20 protein-coding genes are annotated in these 22,042 nt (G+C 70.5%); 12 read left to right on the top strand and 8 right to left on the bottom strand.

The features are described 5' to 3' along the window. Window positions 1-205: 205 nt before the first annotated feature. From OG714_RS04805 to OG714_RS04795, 3 genes are read right to left on the bottom strand one after another with little or no spacing between them, the layout of a single operon-like run. Window positions 206-964, bottom strand: coding sequence for an SDR family NAD(P)-dependent oxidoreductase (locus OG714_RS04805; RefSeq protein ID WP_406118739.1), 759 nt, complete (start codon window positions 962-964; stop codon window positions 206-208). 49 nt (window positions 965-1,013) lie between these two features. Next, window positions 1,014-1,778: an SDR family NAD(P)-dependent oxidoreductase gene (locus OG714_RS04800; RefSeq protein WP_406118738.1), complete on the bottom strand. Its 765-nt coding sequence runs from the start codon at window positions 1,776-1,778 to the stop codon at window positions 1,014-1,016. A 23-nt stretch (window positions 1,779-1,801) separates the two neighbouring features. Then, window positions 1,802-2,926, bottom strand: a complete 1,125-nt coding sequence (locus tag OG714_RS04795; RefSeq protein WP_406118737.1) for an acyl-CoA dehydrogenase family protein — start codon at window positions 2,924-2,926, stop codon at window positions 1,802-1,804. A gap of 141 nt (window positions 2,927-3,067) precedes the next feature. Between OG714_RS04795 and OG714_RS04790 the strand changes: the two genes are divergently transcribed. Further along, on the top strand, window positions 3,068-4,240 hold the full coding sequence (locus OG714_RS04790) for a thiolase family protein (protein WP_406118735.1): 1,173 nt from the start codon (window positions 3,068-3,070) through the stop codon (window positions 4,238-4,240). Window positions 4,241-4,267: 27 nt separating this feature from the next. Here the strand turns inward: OG714_RS04790 and OG714_RS04785 are convergent, their stop codons facing one another. Continuing rightward, on the bottom strand, window positions 4,268-5,746 hold the full coding sequence (locus OG714_RS04785; protein ID WP_406118734.1) for an aldehyde dehydrogenase family protein: 1,479 nt from the start codon (window positions 5,744-5,746) through the stop codon (window positions 4,268-4,270). Window positions 5,747-5,933: 187 nt separating this feature from the next. Between OG714_RS04785 and OG714_RS04780 the strand changes: the two genes are divergently transcribed. After that, a complete protein-coding gene (locus OG714_RS04780; RefSeq protein ID WP_406118732.1) occupies window positions 5,934-7,193 on the top strand; it encodes an amidohydrolase family protein in 1,260 nt (419 codons plus the stop codon). A 77-nt stretch (window positions 7,194-7,270) separates the two neighbouring features. Here the strand turns inward: OG714_RS04780 and OG714_RS04775 are convergent, their stop codons facing one another. Both OG714_RS04775 and OG714_RS04770 read right to left on the bottom strand, forming a co-directional pair. Further along, window positions 7,271-8,275, bottom strand: coding sequence for an LLM class flavin-dependent oxidoreductase (locus tag OG714_RS04775; protein ID WP_406118730.1), 1,005 nt, complete (start codon window positions 8,273-8,275; stop codon window positions 7,271-7,273). A gap of 64 nt (window positions 8,276-8,339) precedes the next feature. Beyond that, window positions 8,340-9,113 carry an enoyl-CoA hydratase/isomerase family protein gene (locus OG714_RS04770; protein WP_406118728.1) on the bottom strand — a complete coding sequence of 258 codons (774 nt, stop codon included), beginning with the start codon at window positions 9,111-9,113 and terminating at the stop codon, window positions 8,340-8,342. A 142-nt stretch (window positions 9,114-9,255) separates the two neighbouring features. Between OG714_RS04770 and OG714_RS04765 the strand changes: the two genes are divergently transcribed. Genes OG714_RS04765 through OG714_RS04755 form a run of 3 tightly spaced genes read left to right on the top strand, consistent with a single transcriptional unit; the run spans window position 9,256 to window position 12,123 of the window. Next, window positions 9,256-9,564 carry a hypothetical protein gene (locus OG714_RS04765; RefSeq protein ID WP_406118727.1) on the top strand — a complete coding sequence of 103 codons (309 nt, stop codon included), beginning with the start codon at window positions 9,256-9,258 and terminating at the stop codon, window positions 9,562-9,564. 25 nt (window positions 9,565-9,589) lie between these two features. After that, a complete protein-coding gene (locus OG714_RS04760; protein WP_406118726.1) occupies window positions 9,590-11,101 on the top strand; it encodes a class I adenylate-forming enzyme family protein in 1,512 nt (503 codons plus the stop codon). Next, entirely contained in the window at window positions 11,098-12,123 is a 1,026-nt protein-coding gene (locus OG714_RS04755; protein ID WP_406118724.1) for a phosphotransferase family protein, read from the top strand. Before OG714_RS04760 ends, OG714_RS04755 begins: the two co-directional genes overlap by 4 nt. Here the strand turns inward: OG714_RS04755 and OG714_RS04750 are convergent. Next, complete coding sequence (locus OG714_RS04750; RefSeq protein ID WP_406118723.1) at window positions 12,120-12,896, bottom strand: SDR family NAD(P)-dependent oxidoreductase; 777 nt, start codon at window positions 12,894-12,896, stop codon at window positions 12,120-12,122. The two genes, OG714_RS04755 and OG714_RS04750, sit on opposite strands and share 4 nt — an antisense overlap. Next, window positions 12,893-14,212 carry an acyl-CoA dehydrogenase family protein gene (locus OG714_RS04745; protein ID WP_406118722.1) on the bottom strand — a complete coding sequence of 440 codons (1,320 nt, stop codon included), beginning with the start codon at window positions 14,210-14,212 and terminating at the stop codon, window positions 12,893-12,895. The genes OG714_RS04750 and OG714_RS04745 overlap by 4 nt, the downstream gene beginning before the upstream one ends. A gap of 113 nt (window positions 14,213-14,325) precedes the next feature. On the opposite strand from OG714_RS04745, the gene OG714_RS04740 reads away from it, so the two are divergent. The 7 genes from OG714_RS04740 (at window position 14,326) to OG714_RS04710 (ending at window position 22,028) form a co-directional block, all read left to right on the top strand. Further along, window positions 14,326-15,558 (top strand): CaiB/BaiF CoA transferase family protein, encoded by a 1,233-nt coding sequence (locus tag OG714_RS04740; RefSeq protein WP_406118721.1) that lies wholly within the window; start codon window positions 14,326-14,328, stop codon window positions 15,556-15,558. Between the two features lie 76 nt (window positions 15,559-15,634). Next, complete coding sequence (locus OG714_RS04735) at window positions 15,635-16,834, top strand: cytochrome P450 (RefSeq protein WP_406118719.1); 1,200 nt, start codon at window positions 15,635-15,637, stop codon at window positions 16,832-16,834. Between the two features lie 8 nt (window positions 16,835-16,842). Beyond that, window positions 16,843-17,316, top strand: coding sequence for a VOC family protein (locus OG714_RS04730; RefSeq protein WP_406118718.1), 474 nt, complete (start codon window positions 16,843-16,845; stop codon window positions 17,314-17,316). Then, window positions 17,307-18,410 (top strand): acyl-CoA dehydrogenase family protein, encoded by a 1,104-nt coding sequence (locus OG714_RS04725; protein WP_406118717.1) that lies wholly within the window; start codon window positions 17,307-17,309, stop codon window positions 18,408-18,410. Before OG714_RS04730 ends, OG714_RS04725 begins: the two co-directional genes overlap by 10 nt. A gap of 29 nt (window positions 18,411-18,439) precedes the next feature. Continuing rightward, entirely contained in the window at window positions 18,440-19,936 is a 1,497-nt protein-coding gene (locus OG714_RS04720) for a class I adenylate-forming enzyme family protein (protein ID WP_406118715.1), read from the top strand. A gap of 44 nt (window positions 19,937-19,980) precedes the next feature. Next, window positions 19,981-21,231: a MaoC family dehydratase N-terminal domain-containing protein gene (locus OG714_RS04715; RefSeq protein WP_406118714.1), complete on the top strand. Its 1,251-nt coding sequence runs from the start codon at window positions 19,981-19,983 to the stop codon at window positions 21,229-21,231. A gap of 32 nt (window positions 21,232-21,263) precedes the next feature. Continuing rightward, the gene (locus OG714_RS04710; protein ID WP_406118713.1) at window positions 21,264-22,028 is read left to right on the top strand and encodes a crotonase/enoyl-CoA hydratase family protein; all 765 of its coding nucleotides are present in this window, start codon (window positions 21,264-21,266) and stop codon (window positions 22,026-22,028) included. Window positions 22,029-22,042 lie beyond the last annotated feature (14 nt).

Below are 22,042 nucleotides of genomic sequence, written 5' to 3'. Positions count from 1 at the left end.
AGTCGACGATGTGCCCCAACCGTTGGCGCGGACTGGCGTCCACCCTGGAGAAGGCGTGCGAAATCCAGGCACACGACCGGGGGTTGCGCGAGGTCATCTGCTGCCCCCGGCCCCCGTGTTCCGCGGCATCGGGGTGGCCGCGGATCCTGTGGGGGAGAAGCCTCCCCGTCACCGAGCCCGGTCGGCGCGAACGCGTCCTGAGGCACTAGACCGAGAGCGCGAACCCGCCCGTCACCCGCAACGTCTCACCCGTGACGAACGAGGCCTTCGACGAGACCAGATACAGCAGCGCCTCGACGATGTCCCCTTCCTCGCCCTCCCGTTGGAGGATCTGCTCGCCCAGAACCCGCTTCGCCTCGGCCTCGGACAGTTCGGCCCGGACCGTGTCGGTGAAGATCAGGCCCGGGGCGATCGCGTTGACGCGGATGCCGTCGGCGGCGAACTCGCGCGCGAAGGACACGGTCAGTCCGCGTACGGCGAGTTTGGAGACGCCGTAGATGCTGCGGTTCGCGTAGGCCGCCGACGATGAGATGTTGACGATGGCGGCGCCGGCGCGGCCCCGCATGGCTTTCTGTGCCGCGAGGGAGCAGATGACGACGCCCATCACGTTCACGTCGAGCACGCGCCGTACGTTGGCGAGGCCGAGTTCTGTGAACGGCCGGTTGTAGGCCGCGTGCAGGCCGGCGTTGTTGACCAGGATGTCCAGGCCGCCGTGGCGTTCGGCGACCTCGCCGATGACCGCCTCGACCGCGGCCTCGTCGGCGACGTCACAGGTCACCCCCGTCACGCTGCCGCCCGCGGCGGTGAGTTCCGCGGCGGCGGCCTCCGCCGCGGCTCCGTCGATGTCCGCGAGCACGACGTGCGCACCCCGCGCCGACAGAGCCGCGCCGAACGCCTTGCCGAACCCGCGCCCGCCCCCGGTGATGAACGCGACCTTGCCGTGGTGCTCGTCCTGTTGCGGCATTACGGATGCTCCCGTCGTCGTCCTGGTTCCAACCGGCGCCCCGCACCGGTCACTTGGGGCCGAACCGCTGTCCCGCGTCGAGCCGCAGGCACTGGCCGTTCAGCATCGGGTTGTCGACGATGGCGAGCGCGAGTTTCGCGTACTCCTCGGGGCGGCCCAGGCGTCTGGGGAACGCCGCGTCCCTGACCAGGACCGCCCGCGCATCGGCCGGGATCTTCTCGACGGCGCCCGTGTCGAACAGACTGGGCGCGATGGCCAGGACACGGATGCCGAGTGAGCCGAGATCGCGCGCCATGGTGAGGCACATCCCGGCGATGGCGGCCTTGGCGGCCCCGTAGGCGACCTGGCCGACCTGCCCCTCGAAGGCGGCGATCGACGACGTGTTGATGATGACCCCGCGCTCACCGTCCGGGTCCTCGGGCTCGTTGCGGCTCATGTGCGAGGCGGCGAGCCGGCTGACGTTGAAGGTCGCGACGGTGTTGAGGTCGAGGACCCGGCGGAAGGTGTCGAGGTCGTGCGGCCCGCTCCTGCCGAGCGTCCGCTTCGCCGTACCGCCGCCCGCGGTCGTGATCGCGACGTGCAGTCCGCCGAGCGATTCGACGGCGGTGGCCAGCGCGCTTTCCGTCGCCTCGAAGTCGGTGACGTCGACGGGTTGGAAACGCCCGCCCAACGCGGTCGCGACCTCGGCACCGGCCGACGCGGGACGATCGAGTACGACGACGTCGGCGCCGCGCGCCGCGAGCAACTCGGCGCTGGCGCGCCCCATTCCGGAGGCACCGCCGAACACCACGGCCTTCTTGCCCTTGATCTCCATCGGTCGATTCCCTTTCGCTCGGCTCAGGCGGACGCGGAAGACCGCTGGAGGAGGGTGCAGAGCCGGTCGCGGTGGACGGCCGTGTCCCCGTGGAGCACCCGGTCGGCCCTGGCCCGGCGCAGGTAGAGGTGGAGGTCGTGCTCCCAGGTGAAGCCGATACCGCCGTGCAACTGCAGTGCCCTGGCGGCGACTTCACCGGTACCGGCCGTGGCGTAGGAGGCGGCGGCACAGGCCGCGCGGGCGGCGTCGTCGGTGCCCGCATCGGCGGCCATCGCCGCGTAGTACGTCGCGGCACGGGTGCCGTGCACGAGCAGTGCCATGTCGGCGCAGGCGTGCTTGACGGCCTGGAAACCGCCGATCGGCCGCCCGAACTGCACCCGGCTCGTGGTGTGTTCCACGGTCAGTTCCAGCATCCGCTCCATCACGCCGAGCGCGTCGGCGCACCGTAGGACGGACGTCTCGTCGAGCAGTGCCTGGATGTCGGCCGGCCCGCCGTCGAGACGGGCATCGAGCGGAACGCGTACGGCGTCCAGGCGGACCTCGTGGAACGCGCGGGTCGGATCCAGGACGCGCTGACGTCGGACGGTGACACCGGGGGCCGCGCGGTCGACGAGGAAGGACGCCGGTTCGCCCTCGTGGCGTGCGCTGACCAGCAGCCAGCGAGCGCCGCCGGCGTCCTGCACCACGGTCTTGACGCCGTCCAGGACGGCCCCGTCCCCGTCCGTAGTGGCGGTCGCGCGGATCCCGTCGAGGGTCCAGGGTGCATGCGGTTCGGCGAAGGCCCAGGTGGCCCAGCCCGCTCCGGCGGCGAGCGCGGGCAGCACCTCGCCGCGCAGCCGCTCGGAACCACCGTAGGCGATCGCCCGGCCGACGACCGCCGTCGGAAGGAACGGGCCCCGGCCGAGCGCGCGTCCGATCTCCTCGGCGACCAGGGTGAGTTCGACCAGTCCCTGGCCGGACCCGCCGTACTCCTCGGGCAGGGCCAGACCGGGCCAGCCGAGGTCGGAGGTCAGCCGCCACAGTTCGGGGTCGACGTCCTCGGAGCGGTCCATCGATGCTCGGACGAGGGCGATCGGGGCCCGGTCGGACAGCAGGTCGCGCGAGGCCTCGCGCAGCATGGCTTGCTCCTCGCTGAGCTCGAAGTTCACCAGCCACCACCCGTTCCACGGCAGATCGACGGCAGATCCACGGCATGAAGAAGGTATCCTCTTTTATTGAATCGGTCGAGATCCTGGGGTGCTTCTGGGCGTTCCTCCGTGTCATGTGGCGAGTTGAGTATCATCAATTACATGACCGATGCCGTTCTGCTCGCCGCCTGCCGCACCGCGATCGGTACCGCCCGCAGGGGAACGCTGCGTGACACCAGCGCCTTCGATCTCGCCACCGTCGTCGTACGCGAGGCGGTGCGACGTTCCGGGGTGCCGCTCGACCTGATCGACGACGTCGTCCTCGGCGAGACCCTGGCCGGCGGCGGGGACATCGCCCGCTACGCGGCACTCGAAGCGGGGCTGACCCATGTGCCCGGCCTGGCACACAACCGACACTGCGCCTCGGGACTGTCGAGCGTGGCGACCGCCGCCGCGGGCGTGCGCGCCGGAATGGACCGCGTGGTCGTCGCGGGCGGAACGCAGTCCTCGTCGACCGCGCCGGTGGCCCGGCGCCGGATTCCGGGTACCGACGACTGGCAGGACCCCTGGATGTCACCCTCGCACGTTCCGACCCCTGAGGCGCCCAACGACGACATGGCCACCCTCGTCGGCTGGAACGCGGCCCGGCTGACCGGCATCTCCCGGCAGGAGATGGACAGTTGGGCGCTGCGCTCACACCAGCGGGCCGTGCGGGCGATCGACGGGGGACGGTTCGCCGACGAGATCGTCCCGGTCGAGGTCATCGACCGGGACGGGACGAAGTCCGTGTTCGACACCGACGAACACCCTCGTCGCGACACCAGCATCGAGAAGCTCGCGGCACTGAAGGTGCTGCGCCCCGAGATCGACGGCTACTCCATCACGGCGGGCAACTCCAGCGGGGTGAACGACGGTTCGGCCGCGGTCGTCGTCGCCTCCGCCGAGGTCGCCGCCGCGCACGGGCTCGCGCCGCTCGCCACCGTACGGTCGTGGGCGAGCGTCGGCGTCGATCCCGTCGAGACGGGACTGGCCCCGATCGCCGCCATCCGCAAGGCACTTGACCGCGCCGGGCTGCGGATCGAGGACGTCGACCTGTTCGAGGTCAACGAGGCGTTCGCCGCCGTGGCCGTCGCCACCACCCGTGAACTGGACCTCGATCCGGAGCGGGTCAATCCCTTCGGCAGCGGATGCAGCCTCGGACACCCGATCGCCACCACCGGCGCGCGCATGATCGTCACGCTCGCGCACGAGCTGCGGCGGCGCGGGGGAGGGACGGCGGTCGCGGCCATGTGCGCGGGTGGCGGCATGGGATCGGCGATCGTGCTCACCGTGTGACGAGCGGCCCGCCGGGCGGCACACCGGTCAGCGTGCCGCCCAGCTCACCGTCTTCGTCTGCAAGTACTCGTCGAGCCCGAACTCGCCCCACTCGCGGCCGAGTCCGCTCTGTTTGTAGCCGCCGAAAGCCGCCCGCGGGTTCACCCCGGCGCTGCCGCCGTTGATCGTGACACCGCCGGTCCGCAGCCGGGTGGCCATGTCGTACGCGGCCGGCGTGTCCGCGCTCCAGACGGCACCGCCCAGTCCGTACGGACTGTCGTTGGCGATGTGCACCGCCTCCTCGTCGGTGCGGAACGGGATGACGACGCCGACCGGTCCGAAGAACTCCCTCCGGGCGACGGTCATCGCGTTGTCCACGGCGGTGAGGAGCGTGGGTTCCAGGAAGTAGCCCCTGTCGAGACCGGCCGGGCGCCTGCCGCCGCAGACGATACGGGCGCCCTCCACCTCGCCGACCTTGATCAGCTTCTCGACCTTGTCCCGCTGGGCCGCGCTGATCAGCGGACCCATCGTGGTGGCCGGGTCGGAGGGGTCGCCGACCCTGACATCGGCCAGGGCCGCGCTCAACCGGTCGACCAGTTCGTCGTGGACCGACTCGTGCACCAGCGTGCGCGTCAGCAGCGAACAACCCTGCCCCGCATGGGTGGTCATGCCCGCCAGCGCGGAACGGACGGCACCGTCGAGATCGCCGTCGGCGCGGACGATGCTGGCGGACTTGCCACCGAGCTCCAGGACGACCTTCTTCATGGAGGCGGCGGCCTGGGCGTACACGACGCGGCCCACCGTGTCCGAGCCCGTGAAGCTGACGAGGTCCACCATCGGGTGGGTGGTCAGCTCCCGGCCTGCCTCGACATCGCCGGTCACGATGTTCAGCACACCCGGCGGCAGCCCGGCCGCGTCGGCGAAGTCGCCGAGCAGCAGCGAGTCGAGCGGCGTCTGGGGCGCCGGTTTCAGTACGACGGTGCAGCCCGCGGCGAGCGCGGGGATCACCTTCATCATGCTGAGGAAGAAGGGGAAGTTGTACGCCGAGATCAGCGCGCACACCCCGAACGCCTCGCGCCGCAGCACCCCTTGGGAGATGCCGATGCCCGGCGCGATCGTGGGATCCATCGGACGCTCCCACGCGAAGGCCGGGATCACCCGCTCGGCCATGTCCCGCAGATGGGCCACCGGCACCCGCGTCTGCAGACTCTCCGCCAGTGCCCGCACCGAACCCGCCTCGGCCATGTTGACGGCGACGAGTTCGGGCAGCCGCCGCTCCAACTCCTCCGCCATGCGCAGCAGGACCGCGCCCCGCTCGGCGGGCCTCATCCGCGGCCACGGCCCCTCGTCGAAGGCTCGCCGCGCCGCCTCGACCGCACGTCGCACATCCGCGAGCGAGGAGTCGGGAACCTCGGTGAGGGTCTCCTCCGTCGCCGGATTGCGTACGACGATCCGTGCGTCCGAGGTGCCGTCGGTGCGCCGTCCGTCGATGTAGAGCCGGGAAGAGAACGAGTACGCCGTCGTCATGTGCCGTCTCCTCATCAGTGTGTCCCGAGTTGAGTGTACTGAATTGGCGGGTGCGGGGCAGGGGTGCGTCGAGTTTATTGACTAGACCGGTCGGTACAGCTAACTTCGCAGATATCTGGGGGTCGGCCTTCTGGCTACGAACGACGGAGTTCGAAGAGAGGTACCGCCTGTGTTCAAGGAATTTGTGGTGTCCGGCGATTCGCACATCATCGAGCCGGTCGATCTGTTCAAGACCCGCCTGCCCAAGCAGCTGCGTGAACGTGCGCTGTGGGAGGAGGAGTTCACTCTCGACGAGCCGATCGTGCCGGGCGGGCACACGGAGTTCAAGAAGCTCCACACCATCGGGTTCGACGGCTGGACGATCTCGAAGTACCGCCAGACCGGCGGGGAGACGCCGGACGGCGATCCCGAGCACATCATCCGGGACATGAACTTCGACGGCGTCGACGCCTCGGTGATGTTCCCGAATCTGTCGCTGTTCGTGCTGTTCACGGACGACCACGAGCTGTCCATGGCGCATGCGCGGGTGTGGAACGACTACCTCGTCGAGCGCTATCTGCCCTACAAGGAGCGGCTGCGTCCCACGGCCGCGATCCCGATCACGGACGTCCCGGCGGCGGTGGCGGAGATCGAGCGGATCGCGCGGCTGGGGCTGGGGGCGATCCTGCTGCCGGAGATTCCGCCGCTGCCGTACTACGCCCGGGAGTACGACCCGGTCTGGGCCGCCGCGCAGGCGCACGGGCTGCCGGTCTTCATCCACGTGGCCACGGGTGGGGTGAAGGTCAAGGAGCAGGTCTCGGGGACGGCGCAGACCGTGCGGGGTCTGATGACGTCCATGAACATGGGCAAGGGCAATCTGACCGACGACATGGTGGCGGGGCGGACGATGGGCTTCGCGGCGGGTGCCGGGGTGGCGGGTCCGCAGGGCATCATCGCCAGTCTGGTCGGCGGCGGGGTGTGTGAGCGTTTCCCGGATCTGCATTTCAACCTGATCGAGTACACGGCCGGCTGGCTGGTCTCCTTCATGGGGTACATGGACAAGGCGTGGAAGACGGGTACCGGCCAGGATCCGGACTGGTGGCTGGGTTTCTGGGACGACAACCACCCGGCGACCGAACAGCCTTCCATGGGGCGGCTGTTCGCGATCAATGACAAGTGGCCCTACCCGCTGAAGCCGACCGAGTATGTGCGTCGGCAGATCCATGTGCAGTTCGCGGACGATCCGACGGCGGTGAAGGCGCGTCACATCACGGGTCTGTCGACGGTGATGTGGGGCAATGACTATCCGCATGCGGAGGGCACCTTCCGCAGCAGTGCGGAGTGCGTCGCGGAGAACTTCGAGGGTGTGAACGACGCGGACCGTGCGGCCATCCTGGGCGGCACCCTGGCCGACGTCGTGCACTTCGACAAGAGCCGGAAACTCGCCCCGGCCACCGAGAACGCCTGACCAGCGAAACGGCGTTTCAGGGTACTGAAACGCGATGGCAGCGGCGGGCGGCCCGAGGGTGCCGCCCGTCGCTTCGCTCACGGCTCGGGCAGCTCGTCGATCAGGGCGAGGCTCGCGCGGGCGTACGCGGCCCGGCGCCGCCGGCTCACCAGGAAGCTGGGCGGTGCGAAATATCCGACGTCACGAGGCAGCGAATCGGCGCGACGGGCGAGCATGTCCTTCGCGTCGGCCGTCGTCCCGCACACGGCGATCCCGGTCAGCATCTCGTCCGTGACGGCGGCGGCCATCGCGTCGGTGTCACCGGCCCGGAACGCCTTGCGCAGCTGTGCCACCGGGCCGTCCCAGCCGTGGTGAGCGACGAACGGGTCGTACGTCTTCACCGTGAGGTAGAAGGCGATCATGCGCCGGGCGTCGGCCACGGCGCGTTCGGGGGCGGTGTCGTCGACCGCCGTGATGACCCAGCCGTGCTCCAGGGGCGGCTCGGTCCGGCCGGCCGTCACCGTGCCGCGCTCCACCGACGGACGTACGACGTCGTTCCACCAGGAGTCGGTGAACAGCCCGTGCCCGATGACGCCGTCGGCGACCCGGCCCGCCGTGGCGGCCATGCGGGTGTTGAACGCGGCGAGCAGGACGGGGATGTCGAGCCGGCCGAGCACGGGGGCGCGGACGTCGGCGTCGATCGAGTGGAACTCGCCCGAGTAGTGGACCTTCTCGCCGTTCTCCGCGTGCAGCCAGGCGCGCACGGCGCCGACGGTCTCCGCGATCCGGGCCACGGGTCGGTCGGCGGGCACGTCGAGCCAGTCGCGGTTGATGCGGAACGCGGCGCTGCCCAGCCCGAGGAAGAGCCGCCCCGGCGCCTGGGCGTGCAGCTGGCGCAGCGCGGTGGCGTGCGCGTACGGGGTACGGGCGAAGGCGTAGGCGATGGCGGGCCCCGCCAGGGCGCGCTCGGAGTTCGCGACGATCTCGGCGACGGTGAGGTAGGCGTCGTGGTCGACGAACTCGCCGGCGCAGAAGGCGCCCGCACCGGCCTCCTCGGCCTCACGTGCCACCTCACGGCCCGGCCAGGGCATCCCGAAGCGCATCAGAGCCAGCCTTCCATGGAGGCGTCATAAAAAAGGATACTGTTTTATGGAGCGTAGGGGAGCATCAGCGCAGTGTCCACCGCCCGCGGGGCACCGTCGCGCGGTCCACCTCCGCCCTTCCGATCGGGTTGCCGATCTGGGTGTACGACAGTCCGGTGCGCAGCGCCTGGGTGCGGGTCGCGTCCAGGGACTCCCAGATCGCGCGGACCGTGCCCTGGATCGCGGCCGGCGGTTTGGCGGCGATGACGCGCGCGATCTCGTCCGCCCGGTCCCAGAGCCGTTCGCCCGGCAACACCTCGCTGACCAGGCCGATCTGGAGCGCGCGTGCGGCCGACAGGCGTTCGTCCAGACCGAGCAGCGCGATGCGCAGGGCCTCGCCGAGCGGGATGCGGCGGGCCAGTCCGATCGGTTCGAGGGCCGCGGTGAGTCCGTAGCTGACGTGCGGATCGAAGAAGGTCGCGTCCCGCGAACAGATCAGGATGTCGGCCTCGTTGAGCCAGTAGAACGCGCCACCGGCGGCCATCCCGTGCACCGCGCAGACCAGGGGTTTCCACACCTGGTTCAGCTTCGGCGACAGGAACTCCCCGGGGTCGGTCTGCGACCACACGTTGGGATGCCGGTCGATTCCCTCCTTCACGTCCATGCCGGTGCTGAACGCGCGCTCGCCCGACCCGCGCAACACGACGACGTGCACGTCGTCATCGGCCTTCACCCTGTCCCAGAGTGCGGAGAAGTCGTCCAGCATCTGCTGGTTGAAGCTGTTCATGGCCTGCGGTCGGTTCAGCGTGACCGTGGCGACATGGTCGGTCACCTCGAACTGGACGGTCTTGAGATCCATCCGGCGACTCCGTTCGTCAACTCGGTGTGTCGGCTCGGTCTGTTCACCCGGTTCATCATCTCGACGTGATCGAGGTAAGTAGTATACTTTTTTCTGGTCTTCAGGCGCCCGGAACGGAACAAGATCCGCGGAGGAAGCAGCGATGAGGCCACGAGTGGGACAGATGCTCGCCAGCACGGTGGACACGACGGCGGTGATCGTCGTGCGCTGCCCCGACAGCGAGCTGGACGTCACCTGCGGCGGTGCCGCGATGATCGAGGGAACCGCGCCGGGGGCCGTCACCGGCACGGCCGACCCCGACCTGATGGGCGGTTCGCTGCTCGGCAAGCGCTACGCCGACGAGGACCTCGGCCTCGAACTGCTCTGCACGAAACAGGGACAGGGGACGCTCGCCGTCAACGGCGTTCCCCTGCCGGTGAAGGCCGCCAAGCCGCTCCCGGCATCGGACTGAGAAACGGGAAGCGGGAAATGCGCCGATGAACGTCTCGATGATCCTGGACATGGCCGCCGAGGGCTTCGGCGACCGGGTCGTGATCGGCCGCGCACAGGACGGGCTCACCCCCGTCCGGCTGCGCGAACTGTCCGCCGGCGGGGCGCGGGCGGTCCGCGCCGCCGAGGCTGACGCGATCGTGTACCTGGCGACGAACGGTCCGGCCTTCGCCGTCGCCCAGTTCGCGGCGGCCCTCGCCGGGGTTCCACTGGTCCCGGTCAACTACCGCCTGGGCGAAGAGCAGTTGGATGCCCTCCTCGCGAACCACCCGCGCGCTCTGGCCGTCGCCGCTCCCGACCAGGAGGTGGCACCACGCCGGGCCGGACTGACGGTCCGCAGCCCGGCCGAATGGCTCACGGAGGCAGCCGCGAACACCGATGGCGACGTCGAGCCGCGGCTGTCCGACGCTCCCGCCGTACTGATCTACACCAGCGGGACCACCTCGACCCCGAAGGGAGTGGTCCTGCGTCACCACAACCTCGTGTCGTACGTGCTCGGCACGGTGGAGTTCGCCGCGGCGGACCCGGCCGAGGCGGCGCTGATGAGTGTGCCGCCGTACCACATAGCCGCTGTCTCCAATGTGCTGACGAACCTCTACGCCGGCCGGCGCACCCTCACCCTCGACCACTTCAGCCCGGAGGGCTGGCTCGCCCTCGTCAGGGAGCAGCGGATCACCCACGCGATGGTCGTGCCGACCATGCTCGCCCGGATCATGGACGCGGCGGGGCTGGACCGTTCGGTGCCCTCCATGCGTTCGCTGGCCTACGGTGGCGCCAGGATGCCGGTGCGGGTGATCGAGACGGCACTGCGCACCTGGCCGCGGGTGGACTTCGTCAACGCCTATGGCCTGACGGAGACTTCGTCCACCGTCTCGGTGCTGGGCCCGGCCGAACACCGGGCGGCGGTCGCGAGCGAGGATCCCGCCGTACGGGCCCGGCTCGGCTCGGCCGGACTGCCCGTGCCGGGGATCGAGATCCAAGTCCGCGACGTGACCGGGGAGTTGCTGGGCGCGGGAGAGACCGGGCAGATCTGGGTGCGCGGCGAGCAGGTCTCGGGGGAGTACGCGGGGCAGGGCTCCGCGGTCGACGAGCGGGGTTTCTTCCACACCCGCGACCGGGGCCACCTCGACACGGACGGCTACGTCCACATCGAGGGCAGAGCCGACGACACGATCATCCGCGGCGCGGAGAACATCGCGCCCGCCGAGATAGAGGACGTTCTGCTACGGCACCCGGACGTGCTCGACGCCGTCGTCGTCGGTGTCCCCGACGAGGAGTGGGGTCAGCGCATCGAGGCCGTCGTGGTCGCGCGCGACGGCGCGAAGGCCGACGCGGGGGCGCTGCGTGCGGCCGTACGCGGCACGCTGCGCGGTTCGAAGACCCCGGACCGCATCACGTACTGGACCGAACTCCCGCGCACGGTCACCGGCAAGCTGGTGCGCCGCGACATCGTGGCTGCACTGACCGCACCCGAGAACGGGACGAAGGGGCAGCCATGAGCGTCGCCACCAACAGCCCTGCACTGATACGGGAGTTGACGGATCGTGCGGCCGCCGTGGTCGGCGGCTGGATACCCGGCGCCACGGTGGACGGCGTCGAACCGCTCACCGGCGGGACGTCGAGCCTGACGTACGTCGCGGCCCTGGCGGGTGTCCCGGCGGGCTACGAACGCGTCGTCCTCAAGGTGGCGCCGCCCGGCCTGGCCCCGGTCCGCAACCGGGACGTGCTGCGCCAGGCGCGGCTCATGGCGGCCCTGGCCCGACAGCCGGGCGTACGGGTACCGAAGGTGCTGTTCTGCGACGCGGGCGCGCCCCCGGAGATCCAGCCCTTCGTGGCCATGGAACTGGTGCCGGGGGAGTGCGTCGAGCCGGTGCTGGTGCCGCGCGGCACGCTGAGTCCGGGGGAAGTGCGGGGGCGTGCCCTGGACGCGGCGCGCATGCTGGCAGCTCTGCACCGGGTGGATCCGGCGCGTACGGCGCTCGCGGCGGAGCCGGTGGTGACGCTCACCGGGGAGATCGACCGTTGGACGCGGGCGTTCGGCACAGTCTCCGACGACCTGCGCACCGGCCATGAGGTGGTCGCGGAGCGGTTGCACGCGACCGTGCCCGCCGCGATGTCGCCGGTGTTCACCCATGGCGACTACCGGCTCGGCAACACGTTGTGCGCGGACGGCTCGGTCACGTCGGTCATCGACTGGGAGATCTGGTCGCGCGGCGACCCCCGGGTCGACATGACCTGGTTGACCTTCTTCACCGACGAGGCCCGCCACCCCGCCTCTCTGTCGGACGAGCCCACCGGCATGCCCGGCAGGGCCGAACTGGTCGACGTCTACGAGCAGTCGCGAGGCGAGCCACTTCGGGACCTGCCGTGGTTCGAGGCACTCACCAAGTACAAGGAGTCGGCCGCGACCGCGCTGTTGATCAAGCGGGGCAGGAAGACCGGGCAGTTGAACACCATGCACCGGCGGATGCTGCCCGCGCTGCCCGAACTGCTCGACGAGGCGCTGGAGTTGCTGGGCTAGTACAGCCCGCCGTCGACCCGTATCAGCGCCCCCGTCGTGTAGCTGGACGCGTCGCTCGCCAGATACAGCGCGGTACCGACGATCTCCGCCGGCTGCCCGGGACGCCCGATCGCGCTGCGCGTCGTCTGCCGTTTCTCCTCCGCCCAGGCCTTGGAGATGTCCGTGAGGAACGGCCCGGCCGAGATCGTGTTGACCCGTACGGCCGGGCCGTACTCCAGGGCGAAGACCGTGGCGAGGGCGTTGAGGGCGGCCTTGGCTCCGGCGTACGGGCCGAAGCGTGGCTGGGGCATCAGGGCGCCGGAGGAGGAGACGTTGATGATCGAGCCGCCGCCCGCGTCGGCCATCCGCTGCCCGATCAGTGACGCGAGCCGGAACGGTCCCTTGAAGTTGACGCCGATCACCTTGTCGAAGAGCTCCTCGCTCGTGTCGGCGGAGGAAGGGGCGAGCGGCGACATGCCGGCGTTGTTGACGAGGACGTCGACCTTGCCGAACTCCGCGTAGGCCGCGTCGGCGAGCCGGCCGAGGTCGTCCCAGTGGCCGACGTGGGCGGCGACCGGCAGGGCACGCCGGCCCAGGTCGCGGACCTCGGCCGCCGCCGTCTCGCACGCGTCGAGCTTGCGGCTGGCGATCACGACGTCGGCGCCCGCGCCGGCGAAGGCGCGCACCATCGCGAGACCCAGGCCGCGGCTGCCGCCCGTGACGAGCGCGACCTTTCCGGACAGGTCGAACAGGTCGGCCGGAGCAAGGGACTCGGTGTCGCGCCCGTCGCTCATGAGTCCACCCGGCCGGAGAGGCTCTCGTCGTCGAGGATGTGCGCGTACCGCTTGCGGGCGGCCTCCAGCCTGGGCGGGACGTGCTCGCTGGGGAACAGTCCCTCGGCCGGCCGGCGGTTCTTCAGCAACTGCTTGGCGATCGTGGTGTGGTGGACCTCGGTGGGGCCGTCGGCGAGGGCCAGGTTCGGTGCGGCCATCCACCATTTCGCCAACGGGAGTTCGTTGGTGGTGCCGAGCGAACCGTGCAGGTGCAGGGCGCGCTGGATGATGTCGTGCAGCACCTTCGCCGTCTGGACCTTGCACATCGCGATCTGGGTGCGGGCGGCGCCGTGCGGCTGGGTGTCGATGATCCAGGCCGTGTGCAGCACCAGCAGCCGGAACTGCTGCAACTCCACCCAGGAGTCCGCGATGAACTGCTGCACGGCCTGCTTCTCGGCGAGAAGAGTGCCCTGAGTACGGCGGGACAGCGCACGCTCGCACATCATGTCGAAGGCGCGGGCGCACTTGCCGACGGTGCGCATCGCGTGGTGCACACGGCCCCCGCCCAGCCGGGCCTGCGCGACCTTGAAGCCCTCGCCGGGGCCGCCGAGCATGGCGTCGAGCGGGACCCGCACCCGGTCGTAGCGGATGTAGGCGTGGATGCCCTCGTCGAGGGAGTCGCGTTCGTCCATCGTGCCGACGTTGCGCTTGATCTCGATGCCGGGTGTCTCGGCCGGGACGACGAACATCGACATCCGGGCGTGCGGCGCGGCCTCCGGGTCGGTGACGGCCATGACGATGAGGAAGGCCGCGTACCGGGCGTTGGAGGAGAACCACTTCTCCCCGTCTATCACCCACTGGTCCCCCTCGCGCCGGGCCCGGCACGCGAACTCCTTCGGATCGGCCCCCGCCTGCGGTTCCGTCATCGAGAAGGTGGAGACGATGTCCCCGTCGAGCAGGGGCCGCAGATAGCGCGCCTTCTGCTCGTCGGTGCCGAACATGGCCAGGATCTCGGCGTTGCCGGTGTCCGGGGCGGCGGTGCCGAAGACCGTCGGGGCCCAGTAGGAGCGGCCGAGGATCTCGTTGAGGTACGCGAGCTTCACCTGGCCGTAGCCCGCGCCGCCGAGTTCGGCGCCGAGATGGCAGGCCCACAGACCCTGCGCGCGGACCTGGTCCTGGAGCGGGCGCAGGATCGCGCGCGCCTTCTCGTTGCACGTGTCGTACGGGTCGCCGCCGTGCGGGAACAGCAGGTCGAGCGGTTCGACCTCCTCCCGTACGAAGGCCGCCGCCCAGTCCAGCTTGGCCTGGAACTCGGGTTCGATCGAGAAGTCCAGCATCGGCCCTCCGGAAGGTGCGGGTCGGTCGGTGACGGCAAAACAGTATACTTTTTAGCGAGGTTCGGTCCATACTCGGAGCGCGTGACGGCAGATTGAGTATGAGGAGTTGGTCGATGCGCAGGCCGATGGAGGGCGTTCGCGTTCTCGAAGTAGCCCAGTTCACCTTCGTCCCGGCGGCGGGCGCCGTGCTCGCGGACTGGGGCGCCGATGTGATCAAGATCGAGCACGCCGAACGCGGCGATGGACAGAGGGGGTTGGTCCGGGTCCTCGGTTACGACGCCGGCAGCAAGGGATCCTCGTTCTTCCCGATCGTGGAGGGACCCAACCGGGGCAAACGCAGCGTCGGCCTCGCCCTGGAGAAACCGTCCGCCCGCAGGGCGTTCGAGGAACTGGTCCGCCGCAGCGACGTGTTCCTCACCAACTTCCTCCCCGAGGCGCGCACGAAACTGCGCATCGACGTCGAGGACATCCGGGCGATCAACCCGGACATCATCTACGTACGCGGCAGCGGCTTCGGCCCGCGAGGCGACGAGGCCACCAAGGGCGGCTACGACAGCACCGCCTTCTGGGCGCGCGGCGGCAGCGCCGCCGGTGTCACACCGGCGGGCGCGGACCGGATGGTCCGGATGCCCGCCGGTGCCTACGGCGACTCGATGGGCGGCATGACGATCGCAGGCGGCATCGCCGCCGCCCTCTACTCCCGCGCGACGACCGGCGAACCGTCCGTGGTCGACGTGTCGTTGCTCGGAGTCGGCGCCTGGGCGACCCAGTTCACGGTCAACATGGCGCTGATGAACGGCGGACCGCTGCCGGTGAACATCCAGCCCCGGCACGGATCGCGCACCAACCCGCTCATCGGGGCGTACCTGACCTCGGACGGACGCTGGATCGAACTGTCGATGCTCCAACCCGGCCGCTACTGGGCCGAGTTCTGCAAACACGCCGGCCGCGGGGAACTCGCCGGCGACGAACGCTTCGACAGCACAGAGAAGTTGATGGCCAACGCGGCGGAGGCGGCCGACATCGTCGCCGACCTCATCGCGTCCCGCCCCTTCGCGGAGTGGGTCGGGATCCTCTCCCGCGGGGAGGGCCAGTGGTCGGCCGTGCAGAACGCCTGGGAGGTCGGCCAGGACCCCTCACTGCGCGCCAACGGACTCATCGCCCCGGTCGTCGACGCGGACGGCGTGGACCGCGAACTCGTCGCCAACCCCGTCCAGTTCGACGAGACCCCGGCCGACATCACGCGGGCGCCGCAGTTCGCGGAGCACACCGACGAGGTGCTGCGCTCGCTCGGTCTCTCCGACGAGGAGCTGATCGCGCTGAAGATCGACGGCGCGGCGACATGACCGGCGTGGGTGACCTGACCGCCGTAAGAGATCCGGCCGCCGTGCGTATCCCGAACACCGTACGAGAGGAGCCGTGATGAGCGCGACACTCGAACCCGACGGGACCCACCAGGGCGTTCCGGCGTACCACTTCGACAACCGGCTCGGCGGCCCGGTCCTGAGCCATCAGGAACGCTGGGACGAGATCGCCCGCACCCACTCCGGATTCCGGAGCACCATCGCGCGCGGGTACTGGGTCGTGACCGAAGGCGCGGCGGTGCAGGAGGCGTTGCAGGACTGGCGGACCTTCTCCAACCAGTCCGTGACGGCGCTCGATCCCGACCCCAGGTTCCTGTGGATCCCGGAAATGCTGGACCCGCCCCAACACACCGCGTGGCGGCGCCTGTTGGGCAGCGCCTTCTCGCCCAAGACCGTCGCCGCCCGTGAACCGGAGATCCGGGAGGTCGCCTCCGGTCTGATCGACGGACTGAAGGACAGCGGCTCCGCCGACGTCCTCGACACGTTCGCCCGCCGCTTCCCGACCCTGATCTTCATGCGTCTGATGGGACTGCCCGAGGAGGACCTCCCGCAGTTCCTCGACTGGATCCACGACCTGCTGCACCTGTCCCACGGTGAAGACCCGCACGGCGAGCGGCAGTTGAGCGCGATGAACGCCGTGTCGGACTACTTCGAGCAGCAGATCGCGCTGCGCCGCGAGGCACCCCGCGACGACCTGCTGTCCCGCGCCATGACCTGGACGATCGACGACGAACCGATCAGCGACCGGGACATGCACGCGTTCTGCATCCTGCTGTTCCAGGCCGGCTTCGACACGGTCCCGATCTCCATCGGCTGGGCCCTCTACCACTTCGCCACGCATCCGGAACAGCGCAGGGCGATCGTCGACGACCCGTCGCTGATCCCGACGGCGGTCGAGGAGATCCTCCGCGTCTACTCGTTCGTCGTCCCCGCCCGCAAGGCGACACAGGACGTCGAGATCGGCGGCTGCCCGGTCAGGGCGGGGGAGATGGTGATGCTTCCGCTCGCGGTCAGCAACCGCGACCCCGAGCGCTTCGACCGGCCCCTCGAAGTGGATCTGCGGCGCAAGGCAAGCAACCACATCGCGTTCGGCTCCGGCCCGCACCGCTGCCTCGGCTCCCACCTCGCCCGCCTCGAACTCAACGTGGCCGTCGAGGAATGGCACCGGCGCATCCCCGACTACGGGATCACCCCCGGCCAGGACCTCGAACAGCACGGCAACATGTACGGCATCAAGCAGCTCCGGCTGGAGTGGTGAGCGACGCCATGACCTCACCACTCAACCCAACAGACCTCTACCACACGGGAATTGTGGTCCCGGACGTCGAGGCGGGGAAGGCCTGGTTCACCCGGATCGCGGGTCACCGCTGGACCGAGACCCAGGCCTACGACCTCACCGTACGCCTGGCCGACGGCGAGCGCGTGCTCCCGCTGCGCTTCGCGTACTCGCTGGACTCCCCGCACCTCGAACTCGTGCAGGAGATCCCGGGCACGCCGTGGACCCCGTCGGGGCATCTGACCACCCATCACCTCGGCTACTTCTGTGACGACCTGCCGACGACGTCCAAACGGCTGGAGGAGGCGGGCTTCCCGCTGGAGGCGTGCGCGGTGGTCGACGGCTCCATGTCGATCTTCGCCTACCACCTCGACCCGCACGGCGTCCGCATCGAGATCGTCGACCGCACCCGCATGCCGGACTTCGACGTCTACCTTCGCTCCAAGGCGCCGACGTGGCACTGACGTTCACCGAGGAGCAGGAAGAACTCCGTACGACGCTACGGCGCTTCCTCGCGGACAAGGCGCCGAGCGCTGCCGTACGCCGCGCGATGGACTCCGACGAGGGCCACGATCCCCGGCTGTGGCGGCAGATGGCCGACCAACTCGGCCTGCACGGAGTGGCTTTGCCGGAGGCGTACGGCGGATTCGGCGGCGGGCCCGTCGAGTTGGGGATCGTACTGGAGGAGGCCGGGCGGGTGCTGCTGCCCTCCCCGTACTTCGCGACCGTCGCTCTCGCCGGCCAGGCCCTGGCGGCCTCCGGCGACGAGGCGGCGAAGGCGCGGTGGCTGCCCGCGATCGCCGACGGCTCCCTGACGGCCACACTGGCGCTCGCCGAGTCGGGCGGATCCTGGGAGTTGGCGGACACCGAGGCGTCGGCCGCCCACGGGACGGTGTCCGGCACCAAGATGTTCGTCGTCGACGGCCACACCGCCGACCTGATCCTCGTGGTGGCCCGTACCGGTACGGGACTTGGGCTCTTCGCCGTCGACGGTGACGCTCCCGGCGTGACCCGGACCCGGCTGGAGACCCTGGATCCGACCCGGCGGCTGGCGCGCGTCGACCTCGACGGCGCGCCCGCGCAGCGGGTCGGCCCGGACGGCGACGCCTCGACGTATCTGCGTACCGTGCTCGACCTCGTGGCCGTGGCGCTCGCCGCGGAACAGGTCGGCGGAGCGCAGGCCTGTCTCGACGCGGCCGTGGCGTACGCGAAGGTCCGCGTGCAGTTCGGGCGCCCCATCGGCTCCTTCCAGGCCGTCAAGCACAAGTGCGCGGACCTGCTCGTCCAGGTCGAGGCCGCCCGGTCGGCGGCCTACCACGCGGCGGCCGTGGCCGCCGAGGGCTCGTCCGAACTGCCGGTGTCCGCGGCGCTCGCCGCGGCCTGCTGCGCGGACGCCTTCACCCGCGCGGCCAAGGAGAACATCCAGATCCACGGAGGCATCGGCTACACGTGGGAGCACGACGCGCACCTCCATCTCAAACGCGCCAAGTCGTCGGAGCAGTTGTTCGGAGGGCCGGCCACGCACCGGACCCGGTTGGCCGACCTGGTCGGAATCTGAGACCGACGTCCTGTCGAAAGGCTGATCACGTGGGAATTCGCGACCGGCTGTCCCGCCTGCTGGCGGAAGCGCCCGCAGCTGCCGAGGCGATCGAGTACGACCGGAGCTGGTGGACCTGGGGGCAGGTCCAGCGGACCGCGACGGGGCTCCGCGAGGCACTCGACGGGATGGGCCTGCACACCGGCGCCCGCGTCGGGGTCGTCCTGGAGAACCGGCCCGAACACATCGCCGCAGTCGCCGCCGTGATCGCCTCCGGGCGCTGTCTGGTCATGCTCAGCCCGCTCCAGCCCGCAGCCCGGCTGGCCGCGGACATCGCCCGCTGCACCCCACCCGTCGTCGTGTCCGGAGCCGAAGTCCTTGCCCGCGACGGTGTGTTGGACGCCGTGACCGCACACGGTGCGGCCCTTGAGCTGGACACAGACGGGTCTCTACGACCCGTGGGCGGCACGGCACCCGCCGAGGCGCCGACCGGCCCGGGCATCGCCGTGGAGATGCTCACCTCCGGCACCACCGGCCCCCCGAAACGTGTCCACCTGCGTATCGGCCAACTCGACCAGGCGCTCGTCTCCGGCGGCCAGACACGGAAGGACGACCGGCTCCTGTCGGAATCGGCGTCCCTCGTGGCCACACCGCTCGTCCACATCGGCGGCCTGTGGCGGGCCCTGGCCTGCCTCGCCACCGGACGCCGCATGCTCCTGATGCCGAGGTTCGCCGTCGAACCCTGGGTGAGCGCGGTGGAACGCCACCGACTGCGGGCGGCGAGCCTGGTCCCGGCCGCGATACGCGCCGTACTCGACGCACACGTACCGAAGGAACGCCTCGCCACCCTCCAGGTGGTCACCTCCGGCACGGCCCCCTGCCCGCCGGAACTCGCCGACGCCTTCTTCCGGACGTACGGCATCCCCGTCCTGATGACCTACGGTGCGACCGAGTTCGCCGGAGCCGTCGCCGGCTGGACCCTGCCCTTGCACGACCGCTGGTGGCAGCGCAAGGCCGGCAGCGCCGGACGCGCCTTCGCCGGCGTCGAGTTGAGGGTGACCGGCGAGGACGGCACCGAGCTGCCGGTCGGCCGGAGCGGACGGCTCGAAGTCCGCACCGAGCAGAGCACCCACGGCGGCCGGACCTGGGTGCGGACCAGCGACCTGGCCCGGATCGACGCCGACCGGTTCGTGTGGATCGAGGGCCGTGCCGACGACGCCATCATCCGCGGCGGCTTCAAAGTCCGGCCGGAGACGGTCAAAAGCGTCCTGGAGACCCACCCGGCCGTGCGCGAGGCGGCAGTTGCCGGACTGCCCGACCCGCGGCTCGGTGAAGTGCCGGTCGCGGCCGTCGAGTCGGAGCCGGGGCGGACCGCACCGGACGCGGCCGAACTCACCGCCCTGTGCCGCACCCACCTCACCCCGTACGAGGTGCCCGCCCACATCGTCGTCCTCGACGCACTGCCCCGCACCCCGTCCAGCAAGGTGAGCCGCGTCGAACTGCTCGACCTCGTACGGGCCCGGCTCGCCGAGCACAGCGAAGCCTGACCGTCCCAAGGAGGAACCGCGTTGTCCAGCAAGGAGGTTGAGCGGTGAGTGATACCGAGGAGAAGGCGGCCGAGCGGTTCGGCGTGCTGACGGACGAGGCGGTCGAACGCTCCCGGCGCCGCCTGGGCGTACCCCAGCCGCAACGCAATCCACCGCACAACTACGAGGTGACCTGGGACGGTTCGCGCCACTTCGCCTACGGCTACGGCGACGCCAACCCGCTCTACTGCGACCCCGAGTACGCGGCGAAGACCCGCTGGGGCTCCCTCGTCGCACCGCCGACCTTCCTCTACACGATGGGAGAGGACGCGGCCCCGGCCCCGGACCCGGAGACCAGGGCCCTGCTCAAGGGGGACCCCTTCGCGGGGCTCGGCTCCTACCAGGCGGTGATGGAGTTCGAGTGGTGGCGGCCGCTTCAACTGGCCGACCGCTGCCGGGTGTTGCAGACCCAGGTCGGGGTCCAGCTCAAGCAGAGCACCTTCGGCGGGCGTACCGCACACGTCGTCCGCGACTACCTCTACGCCAACGGCCGCGGCGAGATGCACGCCCTGCGGCGCGGCACCTGGATCAACGCCGAACGGCACACGTCGAAGAAGCGGGCCAAGGAGGCGCTCGAACAGCAGCCGTACCCGCCCGAGCGACTCGCCGAGATCGACGCGGCGTACGCGGCCGAGAGCAGGCGGGGCGCCGAACCCCGTCACTGGGAGGACGTCGAGGTCGGCGAGGAACTGCAACCCCGGGTGAAGGGGCCGCTGACCACCACGGACGTGGTCGTCTGGCACCTCGGCTGGGGCATGCAGCTCACCCCGCCCGGGGCGTTCGGGATCGCCGCGGCCGTGCGACGCAAAGCTCCCGGGCTCTACCCGCCCAACCGGCTGGGCGTCCCGGACACCGTCCAACGCCTGCACTGGGAACCCGAACGCGCCCGGGAACTGGGCCTGCCCAACTCCTACGACTACGGCGGCATGCGCGAGACCTGGCTCTGCCATCTCCTCACCGACTGGATCGGCGACGACGGCTGGCTGTGGAAACTCCGCTGCGAACACCGCAAGTTCAACTACCTCGGTGACACCACCTGGGTGCGCGGCACGGTCGTCGGCAAACAGCTGGTGGACGGGCGGGGCGAGGTGCACATCGAGGTGCGCTGCGAGAACCAGCGCGGCGAAGTCACCACACCCGGCAGGGCAGTTGTGCTCCTGCCGACCAGGGAGCGGGCCGTGGAGCTGCCCGTGCCGCCCGCCCCGGACCTGGACGGCATGGTCGCCCACGAACTGGAGCGGTTCGCGGTCAAGTGATCGGTAATCGAGAACGAGCATCAGGAGGCAGGATGTCGGACGAGGTGCTGGTGGAGCGCCGTGGTGCGGTCCAGGTCATCACGATCAACCGTCCCGCGAAGAAGAACGCGCTCGACGCCGGCGTGGCCGCCGGAGTCGCCGCCGCGGTGGACGAGCTGGACGAGACGGACGAGCTGCGGGTCGGTGTGCTCACGGGAGCAGGGGGCACGTTCTCGGCGGGGATGGACCTCAAGGCGTGGCTGCGCGGGGAGAGTCCCGCGATCGAGGGCCGCGGGCTGTGCGGGATCACCGTCACCCCGCCCCGCAAGCCACTGGTCGCCGCGGTCGAGGGCTGGGCACTGGCCGGCGGCTTCGAGCTGCTGCTCGCCTGCGATCTCGTCGTCGCGTCCCGCACGGCGCGGGTCGGGGTACCGGAGGTGACGCGGTCCCTGGTCGCCCGGGCGGGCGCGGCACTGCACCTGCCGCGCCGCATCCCCTACGCGATCGCGTTGGAGCTGCTGCTGACCGGCGAGCCCATCACCGCCGAACGCGCGGCCGAGGTCGGACTGGTCAACCGGCTCACCGACGAGGGCGGCGCGCTCGCCGGCGCGCTGGAACTCGCCACGACCATCGCGGCGAACGGCCCCCTCGCCGTCGCCGCGACCAAGCAGATCGCGCGGGCCGCCACCGAGTGGACGCTGGAGGAGGGCTGGATCCGGCAGGCCGAGATCGCCTCGCCGGTGTTCTCGTCCGAGGACGCGCGGGAAGGGGCCGCGGCATTCGCCGAGAAACGGCCGCCGGTCTGGAAGGGACGCTGACAGCGTCGCAGCCG

This window comes from Streptomyces sp. NBC_00989 (assembly GCF_045162655.1).
In the GTDB taxonomy this organism is placed as follows: domain Bacteria; phylum Actinomycetota; class Actinomycetes; order Streptomycetales; family Streptomycetaceae; genus Streptomyces.
Note: the sequence above shows the minus strand (reverse complement) of the source record. Positions and strands in the feature narration are given on the sequence as shown.

Coding starts and splice junctions, on each gene's coding strand:
- OG714_RS04805 (WP_406118739.1), bottom strand. CDS start 964: ATGCCGCAACAGGACGAGCACCACGGCAAGGTCGCGTTCATCACCGGG.
- OG714_RS04800 (WP_406118738.1), bottom strand. CDS start 1,778: ATGGAGATCAAGGGCAAGAAGGCCGTGGTGTTCGGCGGTGCCTCCGGA.
- OG714_RS04790 (WP_406118735.1), top strand. CDS start 3,068: ATGACCGATGCCGTTCTGCTCGCCGCCTGCCGCACCGCGATCGGTACC.
- OG714_RS04785 (WP_406118734.1), bottom strand. CDS start 5,746: ATGACGACGGCGTACTCGTTCTCTTCCCGGCTCTACATCGACGGACGG.
- OG714_RS04775 (WP_406118730.1), bottom strand. CDS start 8,275: ATGCGCTTCGGGATGCCCTGGCCGGGCCGTGAGGTGGCACGTGAGGCC.
- OG714_RS04770 (WP_406118728.1), bottom strand. CDS start 9,113: ATGGATCTCAAGACCGTCCAGTTCGAGGTGACCGACCATGTCGCCACG.
- OG714_RS04765 (WP_406118727.1), top strand. CDS start 9,256: ATGAGGCCACGAGTGGGACAGATGCTCGCCAGCACGGTGGACACGACG.
- OG714_RS04760 (WP_406118726.1), top strand. CDS start 9,590: ATGAACGTCTCGATGATCCTGGACATGGCCGCCGAGGGCTTCGGCGAC.
- OG714_RS04755 (WP_406118724.1), top strand. CDS start 11,098: ATGAGCGTCGCCACCAACAGCCCTGCACTGATACGGGAGTTGACGGAT.
- OG714_RS04750 (WP_406118723.1), bottom strand. CDS start 12,896: ATGAGCGACGGGCGCGACACCGAGTCCCTTGCTCCGGCCGACCTGTTC.
- OG714_RS04745 (WP_406118722.1), bottom strand. CDS start 14,212: ATGCTGGACTTCTCGATCGAACCCGAGTTCCAGGCCAAGCTGGACTGG.
- OG714_RS04740 (WP_406118721.1), top strand. CDS start 14,326: ATGCGCAGGCCGATGGAGGGCGTTCGCGTTCTCGAAGTAGCCCAGTTC.
- OG714_RS04735 (WP_406118719.1), top strand. CDS start 15,635: ATGAGCGCGACACTCGAACCCGACGGGACCCACCAGGGCGTTCCGGCG.
- OG714_RS04730 (WP_406118718.1), top strand. CDS start 16,843: ATGACCTCACCACTCAACCCAACAGACCTCTACCACACGGGAATTGTG.
- OG714_RS04710 (WP_406118713.1), top strand. CDS start 21,264: ATGTCGGACGAGGTGCTGGTGGAGCGCCGTGGTGCGGTCCAGGTCATC.